Raw genomic sequence first — 12,667 nt, forward strand, 5'->3', positions numbered from 1 at the left:
CTTTTGCATTACTTAGAAGAATAGCTGATTAATATAGTTTCGCTTAACCTCATCACTATTTCGCTTGCGCTATTAATGTGTTATTGAATACAAAATTGTGAGATCCCTTTGTAGTACTTTGAGGCAATAATTCATGCAACATATCAGTATTATCACCCGTGAAACTCATCAAAAAAATGAGAGCACCCCCTCAAAGATTATCTGTATTGGTCGAAATTATGTGGCACATATTCAAGAGTTAGGCAATGAAATACCCACGCAGATGGTTATGTTTGTAAAGCCCAATTCAGCGATTAGTGAACAGCTTAATAGTCGGCATCAACAAGTCTTACATTACGAAACTGAACTATGTTTTAGTGTTCAAAATAACAGATTATTAGCTGTCGCAGTTGGGCTTGATTTAACTAAGCGCGAGTTACAATCTGAATTAAAACGGCGTCAACTTCCTTGGGAACGTGCCAAAGCGTTTAATGGCAGTGCAGTATTTTCGCCGTTTATCACTTTGCCCGCTGAAATGGACGCAACAATGCAAACTTGGAGTTTCACACTGGAGATTAATGGCCAACTTATGCAGCTAGGACATAGTCAGTTAATGATGTATTCCCTTAAGCATATACTGGATGACTTAGCTCAGTTCATGGATCTTGAAGATGGTGATGTATTGATGACGGGCACGCCAAAAGGCGTTGGTGTTGTCACAAAAGACAGCTGGTTTACCGTTAAGCTATGGCAAGGTTTAGATTATGAATCAGATGAGCAATTAAAGCTGGCTATGAAGCAACAGCAGCCGTTGCTGACACACAGTTGGCAAGCGTGCTAAGCAAAACTGAAATAAACTAAGCGTGTTTATTGCTAACATACGGATCCATTGCTCTTCAAAATAAACAAAAAAGGCGACTAGCTAAAACTAGTCGCCAAGAGGCGCGCTGAGGGCATTTAACTGTTATTCTAAGTAGCCATATTCCAAGTGTACATTGTCTCCCATGACTTCCATTGCGACTTTATAATTTGCCATATGTTGTTGCCAAACAATGTTATCTACGGCGATGGAGTAGGTGCCTTCACTGACTTCAACAACATCTAGGGCACAGTCACTTTCAGTTTCACAACCATATAACTGACCTTGATGCCAAGCTATAGCGTACTTGGTTGGATTGCTGTTCCAGGTTGGGTAACCAAACAACATCACATTCATACTTTCTGCGCCAGTGACAACTCGGTCATCATCGCCTGTTAACGCAATAGTAAAGGTACCTTTTTCTAAATTGGACTCTACCAGTTGCGCCGTGAGACTCGTAGTATCATTGATACCGATTGGGGACTCTGGCACTTCACTAACTGGCGGCTCAGGTTCAACAGGGGCCGCAGTGGTGTCATCATCGCTATTACAGCCAACCAGTGCTAACGAACCGATTCCCATAAGTAATAAAATTGATTTTTTCATTTGCTTTCCCTAGTGACCGCCATGGCAATTGTCACAAGTCATATTAGTTTTAACACTCGGTGCGAAAGTCGAGCCGGAAGTGTGGCAGCTTTGGCAATTTTCTACAGTGTCGGTGATAGGGTGGTCATTGACTGTTTCGCCGTCCATAGCTTTATTCAACATAGTGACGATTTCATAAACCACAGAGGCCGAAAGTTGTTTACAGCGCATGCCTTTTTCAGAAAATGACTTACCATTTTCACTGGCCCACAAGCTGATAGATGAGTGACATAAAATGCTGTTTGCTGTTGTAGGCGTTCCGACTTGTGCAAGCGTTTCAGTTTTATCTGCACCAATACCATCGATGAAAGCATCATCTTGATATGGCAGTGCTTCATTTTCATAAAAGCGCATGGTTTGACTCAGCAATGCATTGGCTGGCTCACCATTAATAGAGAGTAGGTTGAGTAACATACCGGCTGCGTTAATATTACCGCATACTGCACCTTCTCCTAATATACCAGCATAACCATAGTGGGCCATGGCAGTGGGAATTTGGGCAAACTTATCGGCATCAGGTGAGGCTGATGTTGCTAAGCTAGAGATAATGCTGTCAAACACTTGGAACATACAGCCATTGCCCGTTTCATAAGCTTTTTTGGCGACGACCATCGGATCCATTTTGGTATAAGCTAGACGGGTTCCAACTTCTAAAGTCCAGTCTCCAGACTCAGTTGTCACGGCCGCAATTACTGGGTTTGCTAATAAAGCGCCGCCTGCTGCAGCTGAAGAAATGCCAACAATGCGAGCTATTGCTTGTCTTCTGTCTAATGTATTCATAAGTACCTTCTTTTTTTATTTTTGCTTGCTTTCATCTAAACAAGTGGTGGCGAATGTCATCCTGAATTGCCGCAAAACTAATGTTTGCTTATCTGCGCACCTGAGGTTGCTCGACACTCAGATTGACTTTCACAATCACTACGGGGTGTTACTGGCTTAGGTACATAATGGCAGGTTATAATTTTTCGAATGAGATCTAGATCACGGTAATTTTTGGGCGTAATTCGCATTAAACACATAGTTACGTCTTGGTTGTTTATGCTGGTTGAGGTTGTATTCTTGGGTTTATATGTTGAGTTTGGTGAGTTATGCGGTGTGTAATACTTATTACGGTGGATTATGTTTGCGATTATCTAAATTGGGTTGTGATGTTTATCGCATTTTTCTAATGGAGTGAGTTGAAGGTGCGATTTTTATACTTATTTGTGGGTATTTTTTGTGGCGTCATCTTGCTGAAAAACATTTCTGGTCATCGATTAACCCATTATTGTGTTACTCACTATCAAAACAAGTATAACGAATAAGGGAAATGTGATTAGGGCAGCTTTTTATCAATAGTGCTTAGCGTAAGATAAATCTAATGAATAAATGCAAGGGATAACATGAGGATTAAGCATTTTGAGTTTGATATAGCCAACAGTACCTTGGTGAATAGTCAAACTCAGGCTCAATATCATTTGACTCGAACTGAATCACAAGTACTAGAGCAGTTGGCTAATCACCCAAATCAGGTGTTAACCAAGGGGCAGTTGGCTTGTGCAGGCTCGCTTGAGCCTGTCATGAGTGGCTCTGCAGTGGCAAAAGCAGTGTTTACTCTACGTAAATACTTTGGTCAAACAGAAAATGAACTAATCGAAACAGTACCTAAAAAGGGTTACCGATTAAACCTTGAGTCAGCTAAACCTCAGTGGCAGTACGCTAGGCAGAAGCGCCAGCGTGTTATCAAAATATCGATGCTGGTAAGTGCATTACTGCTTGCGTTTGGTATCGGTGCAATGCACAAATATATTTGGTTTAAAACTGCACCTTCACCAGTGAAGGATAGCCGCAGTGTAATCCTTGAAAATGACCAGCAGGTAGAGTTAATTTGGTTGCGTTCTCCACAAACTTCCCAAAGACAAATTGAACAAATGGAGCAGAAAATTCTATCTGCATTAAATATGTGCTCCACAATTCAGTGGCGCTATGTGTATTTGGCTTTTTCTAATGATATGCAAGTGCTTAATATTTCTATGGAAGGGCATCGTCACTCAAGTGGCTTGTTTGTTAGAAACATTAAAACCAGTGATTTCACGTTAACACCTACTTTTATCTCCGAAAGTTGGCTAGAGGAGGTATCGCTCTGTGAATAAACACTTTGTTGGCATAACCGTCGGTATATTGTTTGCGATAGTAACAGCTGTGATTGTTTATCAGCATGTAAAAGCCACTGAAGTGGACTTGGTGTTGTCATGTAGAAATGAACTCTTATCTACTGATACCGATACTGAGCCCTTAGAAAAACATGCCCTAATAGCTGACTTTACCTTACAAAAACGTTCGGCCAGCATCAGTTATCGCTATTTTACAGAGTCTGGTGAACCTATTGCGACATTGCAGATGGAAGGTAATATTTTAAGCGCCTATAAAGAAAAAAATGTATATGTGTTGAATCTGATGGAAAGTGAACTTATTCGTTACGATGAAACTGAAGGGTTACCGCAACATGCTAAACATTTACGGGCTTTTGCTAATCGGAACATCCAACGAGAAGGCGTGCATAACCTGACGATTCAAATCGTAAAATCTGATGAAGAAAGTAATCTTGCATTGCTGTACTTCTTACCTAGTACCAACATTTGTGCATGTAACCTAGTGAGAATGAATTAATCACTGTCTAATAGAGTTGCCTTCAATTTTAAACCAATTACTTTAACAGTGATTTAAGATCTTCTGTTTGAGCGATAAATTACCAGCCTAGAGTTTTATCTTATCGATATTAAATAGTTAGATTGTGCAGAAATAACATGATGAAGCGGTGACATTTGAGGCTTTCAATCGCGACTTATAAAGTTGCTTTGATGAAGCTGTAGTGAAACTGGTTTATTAATCTTCCCCCCCTCTCTTGAAAGATACATTTGATACACGTGTTGCGGCTAGCGTCTTGTTTGGTTGCTGCGTTGCTATGTTGGTTTGGTGTGTTTTATATCTGAGTATTCGTCCCCTCATATCCTTTGGAAACATTTACTGAGATATTGTTACAAGCTGGGTGATAAACTTTTAATTTAAAACAATATTTGTTTCAATCGGCAAAATTTTGAAGCAGATGTCATTGAAATTATCAATACATCTTGAGCCTTGTTTTTGGGGGAAAACGATGTTCACTTTACACCACAAAACCACCTTGACTGTGGATGATGTTGTTATCCAGTATCAAATCTTTGATATGTCTCAACCTATTATGGTGACATTTCCACCGAGTTGCCAGGCCTTAACACCCAGTCAAGCACAGCAGCAACACCCAAATGTATGGAGCTTTGATTTCTTTGCAAAGCAGCAAATGAATGTTATCTCATTCAATCCAATTGGCGATGACAATATTTATGGCTCGCAAGCATTTCGTGACTTTGTGATAAAACTTGGTCAGGCATTGAAACCATTTAGTGAACGTATTGGTTATGGTATTAGCCGTGGAGGTTATGCGATAAGGCAATTTTCAGCAGATCTTGGTATTGATAGGGCGCTATTAATTGTGCCAATCAGTTCTTATGATTATCAGCTAGCACCTTGGGAACCCAAATGTCGGGAGATGTCACCAGAGTTAAGCCAATCTTTAACGTCAGACTATCAAATACCTACGACCATCATTTATGACCCATTATATGCAGTGGATACCAAGCATGCTCAGGTATTTGATACTTGTGTAGAGAGTATTCACTTAACCGGAGTGGGGCATCGTGTTGCCAGAGCTTTAGCACATATGGGGGCGCTAAAGCAGTTAGTATTGCAATATCGAACTGGGCAAGTTGATAAATTAGCTTTGTTTCGCGCTTGTCGTCAGCGGCGTCACTTAAGCTATCATTTTCGCAATTTGAAAGAGTTAAATCCAAAGAGGTTAACCTGGAGGCGACGGTTGGTCATTGCATACCATCGTACTTTCATACAGAAACATAATGTGAAGTTTGATAGACGTAAGTTTGAGCTTCGATTACAGCAAAGCTGCTGCAAACGAGTGAATACGATAAGGTGCCTAGTGAAACAAAAGTCTTCATTGATGGGTAAGAGCTTGATTAAAACCAAGCTTTGAGCAAGGTTACATGCTTTCCAAGGCGATAATTTTCCATGTGAGCAATGGAGTTATCACCTTGGAGAAGTGTGTATTAGCCACTGTTAGGGCTTTAAAGCGAGTACATTATCAATATCTTCTGCACTATGGCGATTAGGGACTTGCTCCCACAACTCTCCCCAGCTTCGATTAACGATTCTGCCACGTTCAAAACCTTCACGTTTAGCAAGCTTTTTAGCCCAGTTGAGTAAATGTGGGTAACTTTGTACATCCAAAAATTCAGCGGCATCATAAAGGCCACCTAATACGAGGTTGCCATACCAAGGCCAAATTGCGATATCTGCAATACTAATCTCGTCGCCGGCGATGTATTCACTCAGGCTTAATTGTTTATCTAACACATCCAATTGGCGTTTGGCTTCCATTGAGAAACGATCAATTGGGTACTGGAACTTTTCAGGCGCGTAGGCATAAAAGTGGCCAAAGCCACCACCAAGATAAGGTGCACTACCTTGTAACCAGAACAGCCAGTTCATTACTTGGCTACGTCCAGCTCCGGTGCGTGGTAAGAAGTGGCCAAATTTTTCAGTGAGATAGAATAAAATTGCGCCAGATTCGAACACACTAATTGCTTTTGGATCACTGATATCTTGTAATGCGGGGATTTTCGAGTTTGGATTTACGCTCACAAAGCCCGAAGAAAACTGATCGCTCTCACCAATATTGATAAGATGGGCATCGTATTCCGCTTCTTTGACGCCTAACGCTAATAACTCTTCCAATAAAATAGTGATCTTTTGACCGTTAGGTGTCGCCAAAGAATAAAGCTGTAATGGATGCTTGCCAACTGGCAGCGCTCGTTCATAGCGTGCCCCTGAATCAGGTCTATTAATGCTTGCCCACTTACCGCCATTTTCCTCTTCCATTTTCCATACTTTGGGGGGGGTATATGCCTGTGTCATGGTAGTTCCTTGTTTAATTGATTTGCGGATAAATGTTGCATCAAGCTGATCAGCGCTAAAGCAAATACAGAAGGTTGAAACACCTATTTGAATGTTTGTTCAAATATAATATCTGGGCGCAAAAAGTAAATTAAAACCCCTGATAAAATATTTGTGCGATTGATTGGTTATCAGAAAAAACTAAATTGCATATGAAATTACACCTAACTGACTGAAGTCGTTAGTTTAGCTGGCTATAGCCAATAACCTAGATTTTTAGATTGATAATATATTGTTAAAAGTGAGCGCTTGATCGCGTTAAATGAAACGCTGACGGAGTAAATTAACCTCATTGTACATTTTTTAGAACGCTTAGTTTTGCATTTGGTATGGAGAGGTTATGGAACATCGTTGGCAAATTGCAATATCAGCAGGTTTACTGGCTTCTATTTGGGCTGGCATTGCTGATGTGTTTCATCTGATCACTTGGATTGGTTTTTTAGGTTGTAGCACGTTTTTTGCACAATCCGAGACCGGCGTAAAAGGGATGGCAATGGCGATGGCAACCAATCTTTCAGGAGTTTTTTGGGGGTGGTTAATTATCTCTGGCAGCGGCTTGTTTACTTCGCCAATGTTGGGTTACGGGCTTACGGGTATCGTCACCATGGCAATGTGCTTACAAGCAACTAATAAGAAACTGGCATTTATTCCAGGGGCGTTTATAGGTTGTTGTATCACTTTTGCGATGAATGCTGATATTGCCAGCATCTTACCGCCACTCTTGCTTGGTGCAGTATTGGGGTATTGCATGAGTCTGCTTACAGGCCTACTGATTAATCTCACTCAAAAATGGCAGCCAGATACTTCAGCAGAAAGCGCATCATAATGTGCTTGGCACAAAAGCGGTTTAGTTATCGCTCGTTACCTCAGTCACGTTATTCACACCATCATGTCAGGTCTGATATTTGAGTGACTAATAAATGATCTAGTCACTCAAACTTGCTTTATTACAGTAGCTGGCTTTGTCAAAGTCAGTGATATTCATCGAGACAGTTTCAAACTCTGGGAACATCTGAACCAACTTGCTGACGATTTGCTGTGATAAATGGGCTTTTTGCTGGGTGTTTCTACCTTGCATGATATGGGCAAACACATGAATGAAACCTTGCTGCTGGTTATTGACGGTATAGGTAGAGTAAGGATTGAGTCTGACCTTAATATCCTTTGGATCAAATAATCCTGTGTCATTTGCTACGTGAAATACTTGCTCAAGAATGAAGTTTTCAGCATAGCTATCTAATACGTCTTCTGAACAATCAATAATAAAATGCGGCATGATATTTCCTTATGGGGCAGCGTGTTAGCGCATGACTTAAATGTGTGACGCTAAGGCTCAATGGCTCTTTTTTGCTTCATTGACGTTGAGCCAATTGACTATTATTCGCTTGTGGTCGTTATAGTCCATTTTCGGCACTCGTCGTGACTAAAAGGTTGCAGCGTATATGTATGTTTGGTCATTGGCCAAGGTTCATTCTGTTGAAATGCCTGAGTGGGTGAGCTTAGCAGTTGCTGTTTATTTTCCATTGTATCATCGATATTTTTGCCATTAATCATGACACCTCGATTACGACCAGTTTGTTTCGCGCAATAGAGCAGGTTATCAACCAGTTTGATTGATTCATTCCAGGTTAGCCATTGTGGATGTGCTTTCAGCAGCGGAAGTGTTGACGCACCGAATGAAACGGTGACATTCAGTGTAATCTCGCTCTCATCAATAACAATCGAACTTTGGTTGCAATCATCAAGTAGCTTTTGGCAAAACTGCTTCAAACCTGTTTGAGTGGTATCGGGTAAGACAACAAGAAACTCTTCGCCACCCCAGCGGATCACATAATCACTCTTACGGCATATATTTTTGAGCCGACTAGCAAGGTTTTGGATAACCTCGTCACCTACATCGTGTCCATAGGTATCATTGATGTTTTTGAATAAATCTATATCAATTAATACCAAGCCAATGCGATTAGTGGTTTGAGGGTTATCAATCATTTGTCTTTCAATGCCATTACTCAAATTGTGCTGTAATTCGGTAAAGAAGCGACGATTGTATAAACCACTCAGCGGATCAATGATAGCTTGCTCAGTGAGTTTTTCATTGAGCTCATCCAACAACAGGTTTTTGGCATGAACCGCACGGTTACGATGCCAGATACTGATGACAAAGATAATTAAGGAGATAACAAAACAGACAGCAAAAGCTTGTTGAATATTTTTTGATTTGAGCTTTTCTGAATGAAGTTGGTTCTGCTGCTTTAACTGTTCAATTTCGTTTAAGTTTTTTTGGTTTTGAAATAGCTCTTGTAGTTCAATTACCTGATTGCTATTCGTTTTTTTTATGAGGGCAAGTTGAGCTTCATGCCATTGTTTGTAGTATTCCAAGGCTTGCTGATGATCATTCATTAATTGATAGATGATAGAGAAATCCTCTAACACCCATAATAGTGATTGCTCATTTTCAACTTCTTCATACAAGGCGTGGGCTTGGTTCAACGCGGTGATAGCTTCGTCAAATCTCCCCATTTCTCTGTATGCAATAGACATGTTGTTATAGGCAACACCCAGTTCGTAGGGCAAGTTATATTGTTTAGCCAGCGCAATAGTTTCACTTGACACTGCAAGGGCTTGGCCGAATGTTTCAGCTTCAATATGTAAGCTTTGTAATAGTATTAATGCCCTTAATTCAATGTGAACCGCTTTTATCGCTCGGCTCATGGTCAATATGTCGCTAATTGATTGTTTAGCCAAATCGGTAAATTGCTGCTTGTGTTGTAAATGTTGGCTTTGCATCACTGGATTCGATTCATTGTCCGCTTCATTACCATGTTTAATCATTAACATGTAATAGCTATTCATCTTGCTAGATAGCGTTCCAACTTCAGTGAACTTGTCTTCTAATGTTCTGGCAAGTCTTATCAACTCATCACTATCATCCAATACTTTTTGATAGTCTTGTTGGAAATAGGTAATTAAAAGCCGCTTTTCTAAGATGGCAATGGTGAGTATGGGGGCATCGTATTTATCAGCTATTACTTGGGCGAGATTAAGATTGACAAGGCCTGGTTCAAAATTGTTCTGTGCAACCAGTAGTGAAGCTTTAACAATGAAATACCAAGCATTAAAGGTTTCGGATTCGGCTTGTAAATCATCAGGATTAACTTTATCTAATTGGATTTCAGCTGCAGAATATTTCAAGTTTGATGATAAAACATAACCGTTAAGCATCGCTAACCAATTTTTAAATTGGGGTTTATCTTGGTGAGCTTGTTGTAACTGCTCCATGAGAATGATTGCTTTGTCCAAATGCTGCACTTTGACATATAGCCTGAGTAATAACAGATCTTGTACAAAGGTTTTGTCTTCCGGGGAGAGTGAGTTGAGTCCTCTTGGTAGTGATTCAAGTATTTTAATCGCACCATAGGGGTCTTTGTGTTGCAGCTTTATCGCTTCACTAGGTTTGTCAGTCAGCCGGATTCGCTCATTGGCTTCTGAGAGCAGAGGAAAGCAAAACAATATGATTAATAGTAACTTGATGAATAACTTCATGACATAGCCAATGTGACCACCTTACTTGATACTAATCAAATACACTCGCCGCGACAATGGGTATTCACATTTTCATGCGCTAATTATACGTTGAGAAACTATTAATTGTATTACAAGAAATTCCTAGCATAAGTATTCGCTACTTTCAGCTTTTTTATTCCGTCACGAAAAGTTTTAGCAAGTGGTTCGATAATGCACAAAAAAGCGAGCTTCAATTGAAGCTCGCTTTTATAATTGTCTGCTATTTAGCGCAGTTATTTACTCAACGATAAATTTATATAACCGTTTAGAATGCCATTTCTGGAACATGTTCAGGCACTACAAGTTTCCCAGCCGTTTTCGCAACAATCTCATCTACTGATACGCCAGGTGCACGTTCAAGGAGATGAAAAGCGCCATCTTTAATTTCTAGGAAGGCTAAGTCTGTCATCACTCGTTTAATGCAACCGTACCCAGTTAAAGGTAACTCACACTGAGGCAGTAATTTTGAATTGCCCTTTTTGTCAGCGTGCATCATGGTGACAATGATATTGTCAGCGCCAGCAACCAAATCCATTGCGCCGCCCATGCCTTTAATCAGTTTTCCTGGAATCATCCATGATGCAATTGAACCATTCACATCCACTTCAAACGCGCCTAATACAGTCAAGTCCACATGACCACCACGGATCATGGCGAAGCTTTCAGCTGATGAGAAAAAAGATGCGCCATCCACAGCCGTGACTGTTTGTTTACCCGCGTTAATCAAGTCTGCGTCAATGGTGTCTTCAGTTGGAAACTCGCCCATGCCCAACAGACCATTTTCTGACTGCAACATCACATTCATGCCTTCAGGAATATAGTTTGCAACGAGCGTAGGGATACCGATACCAAGGTTGACGTAAAAACCGTCTTGCATTTCTTTTGCCACACGCTGAGCAAGTTGTTCTCTTGTTAATGCCATTTGCTTGCTCCTTATGCTGGTTTGACGGTACGTTGCTCGATGCGCTTTTCAAAGCTGGCTTTGATCACGCGGTCAACGTAAATACCCGAGGTATGAATATGATTAGGGTCTAATTCACCCGGTTCGACAATTTCTTCTGCCTCAACCACGGTAATTTTACCTGCCGTGGCCATCATAGGGTTGAAGTTAGCTGCTGTTTTACGGAACACAAGATTCCCCATTGTGTCAGCTTTCCATGCGCGAACGAGGGCAAAGTCTGCCGTTAAAGATTCTTCTAATACGTAATGTCGCCCTTTGATTTCACGGGTTTCTTTACCTTCAGCTACTGGCGTGCCGTAACCCGTTGCAGTGAAGAACGCAGGAATACCAGCGCCACCAGCACGGATTTTTTCAGCTAATGTTCCTTGAGGCGTTAAAATCACATTCAGTTCGCCTGACAACATTTGTTGTTCAAACGTGGCATTCTCACCCACATATGATGCAATCATGGTGTCAATTTGGCGCTGCTTTAACAGCAAACCTAGGCCGAAATCATCCACACCGGCGTTATTCGAAATGGCGGTCAAGCCAGTGACACCTTGTTTGACCATATGATTAATCAAACCTTCTGGAATGCCGCATAAACCAAATCCACCTACCATGATGGTCATATCATTACTGAGACCTGCCAGTGCATCATCATAGTTGTGGACGACTTTGTTGAGTCCTGCCATGTTTGTGTCCTTTTTATTTGTGTTCGGTGTAAAGTGCTCATATCCGCTGGGCTACCCCAAAGCATTGGCTACTTTAGAGCCGTTTTTTCTGCCTAGTACCTGACTAATATTGTTGCCTGCTAGGGCAAGCTTTTCGAGCGAAACGCCGGTTTCTATGCCCATCCCGTGAAGCATGTATACGACATCTTCAGTCGCTAAATTACCTGATGCGCCTTTGGCATAAGGGCAACCACCGAGACCGGCAACAGATGAGTCAATCACATTAACACCAGTCTCTAAACAGGCTAGAATATTGGCTAAAGCTTGACCGTAAGTGTCATGAAAATGCAGTGCGAGCTTTTCGACCGGCACTTTGCGCGATACAGCTTCTACCATTTTGCGTGCTTGCAGCGGAGTGCCAACACCAATGGTGTCGCCCAGTGAGATTTCATAACAACCCATGTTGAACAGAATCTCACTGACACGTGCGACTTCATCATGGCTGATGCTGCCTTCATAGGGGCAGCCAAGCACACATGAAACATAGCCACGCACTGGCATATTGTGCTGCTTTGCTTGTTGCATCAGAGGGATGAAACGCTCAATAGACTCTTCAATTGAGCAGTTAATATTTTTCTGACTAAAGCTTTCAGATGCGGCGCCAAAAATAGCGACTTCATCAGCGCCAGCATTTAACGCTAACTCAAGCCCTTTTAGGTTAGGCGTCAATGCGCTATAGGTTACGCCACTATGACGGTTCAGAGAGTGAAACACTTCAGCTGAGTCGGCCATTTGAGGCACCCATTTAGGTGAAACAAAACTGCCAGCTTCAATGCGTGTTAGCCCTGCATGGGCTAAGTCATCAATGAGTTGTCGCTTTGCTGCGGTGGATACCGCAGTCTCATTTTGCAAACCATCACGGGCGCCGACTTCGAAAATACTGACCTTGTTCGGCAACAT

13 protein-coding genes are annotated in these 12,667 nt (G+C 41.4%); 5 read left to right on the forward strand and 8 right to left on the reverse strand.

Annotation, left to right across the window (positions count from 1 at the left end):
• Positions 1–133: 133 nt before the first annotated feature.
• Complete coding sequence (locus ACHUGF_RS05525; protein ID WP_394129778.1) at positions 134–820, forward strand: fumarylacetoacetate hydrolase family protein; 687 nt, start codon at positions 134–136, stop codon at positions 818–820.
• A gap of 123 nt (positions 821–943) precedes the next feature.
• On the opposite strand, the gene ACHUGF_RS05530 is transcribed toward ACHUGF_RS05525, so the two are convergent.
• Positions 944–1,444: a hypothetical protein gene (locus ACHUGF_RS05530; RefSeq protein ID WP_394129779.1), complete on the reverse strand. Its 501-nt coding sequence runs from the start codon at positions 1,442–1,444 to the stop codon at positions 944–946.
• Positions 1,445–1,453: 9 nt separating this feature from the next.
• Complete coding sequence (locus ACHUGF_RS05535; RefSeq protein WP_394129780.1) at positions 1,454–2,263, reverse strand: cytochrome C; 810 nt, start codon at positions 2,261–2,263, stop codon at positions 1,454–1,456.
• A gap of 602 nt (positions 2,264–2,865) precedes the next feature.
• Between ACHUGF_RS05535 and ACHUGF_RS05540 the strand changes: the two genes are divergently transcribed.
• The 3 genes from ACHUGF_RS05540 (at position 2,866) to ACHUGF_RS05550 (ending at position 5,549) form a co-directional block, all read left to right on the forward strand.
• Positions 2,866–3,615: a winged helix-turn-helix domain-containing protein gene (locus tag ACHUGF_RS05540; RefSeq protein ID WP_394129781.1), complete on the forward strand. Its 750-nt coding sequence runs from the start codon at positions 2,866–2,868 to the stop codon at positions 3,613–3,615.
• Complete coding sequence (locus ACHUGF_RS05545; protein ID WP_394129782.1) at positions 3,608–4,132, forward strand: hypothetical protein; 525 nt, start codon at positions 3,608–3,610, stop codon at positions 4,130–4,132. The genes ACHUGF_RS05540 and ACHUGF_RS05545 overlap by 8 nt, the downstream gene beginning before the upstream one ends.
• A 487-nt stretch (positions 4,133–4,619) precedes the next feature.
• Positions 4,620–5,549 carry a hypothetical protein gene (locus ACHUGF_RS05550; RefSeq protein WP_394129783.1) on the forward strand — a complete coding sequence of 310 codons (930 nt, stop codon included), beginning with the start codon at positions 4,620–4,622 and terminating at the stop codon, positions 5,547–5,549.
• Between the two features lie 83 nt (positions 5,550–5,632).
• Here the strand turns inward: ACHUGF_RS05550 and yghU are convergent, their stop codons facing one another.
• Complete coding sequence (yghU, locus tag ACHUGF_RS05555; RefSeq protein ID WP_394129784.1) at positions 5,633–6,490, reverse strand: glutathione-dependent disulfide-bond oxidoreductase; 858 nt, start codon at positions 6,488–6,490, stop codon at positions 5,633–5,635.
• A 379-nt stretch (positions 6,491–6,869) separates the two neighbouring features.
• On the opposite strand from yghU, the gene ACHUGF_RS05560 reads away from it, so the two are divergent.
• Positions 6,870–7,355, forward strand: a complete 486-nt coding sequence (locus ACHUGF_RS05560) for a DUF1097 domain-containing protein (protein ID WP_394129785.1) — start codon at positions 6,870–6,872, stop codon at positions 7,353–7,355.
• A 99-nt stretch (positions 7,356–7,454) separates the two neighbouring features.
• Here ACHUGF_RS05560 and ACHUGF_RS05565 read toward each other — a convergent pair whose 3' ends face one another.
• The 5 genes from ACHUGF_RS05565 to ACHUGF_RS05585 form a co-directional block, all read right to left on the reverse strand.
• On the reverse strand, positions 7,455–7,805 hold the full coding sequence (locus ACHUGF_RS05565) for a 5-carboxymethyl-2-hydroxymuconate Delta-isomerase (protein ID WP_394129786.1): 351 nt from the start codon (positions 7,803–7,805) through the stop codon (positions 7,455–7,457).
• Between the two features lie 101 nt (positions 7,806–7,906).
• Positions 7,907–10,072 carry a diguanylate cyclase gene (locus ACHUGF_RS05570; protein ID WP_394129787.1) on the reverse strand — a complete coding sequence of 722 codons (2,166 nt, stop codon included), beginning with the start codon at positions 10,070–10,072 and terminating at the stop codon, positions 7,907–7,909.
• Between the two features lie 286 nt (positions 10,073–10,358).
• Positions 10,359–11,015: a 3-oxoacid CoA-transferase subunit B gene (locus tag ACHUGF_RS05575; protein ID WP_394129788.1), complete on the reverse strand. Its 657-nt coding sequence runs from the start codon at positions 11,013–11,015 to the stop codon at positions 10,359–10,361.
• Positions 11,016–11,026: 11 nt separating this feature from the next.
• A complete protein-coding gene (locus ACHUGF_RS05580; RefSeq protein ID WP_394129789.1) occupies positions 11,027–11,728 on the reverse strand; it encodes a CoA transferase subunit A in 702 nt (233 codons plus the stop codon).
• Positions 11,729–11,779: 51 nt separating this feature from the next.
• The gene (locus tag ACHUGF_RS05585) at positions 11,780–12,667 is read right to left on the reverse strand and encodes a hydroxymethylglutaryl-CoA lyase (protein ID WP_394129790.1); all 888 of its coding nucleotides are present in this window, start codon (positions 12,665–12,667) and stop codon (positions 11,780–11,782) included.

This window comes from Shewanella maritima (assembly GCF_043643735.1).
Taxonomy (GTDB): Bacteria; Pseudomonadota; Gammaproteobacteria; order Enterobacterales; family Shewanellaceae; genus Shewanella; species Shewanella maritima_A.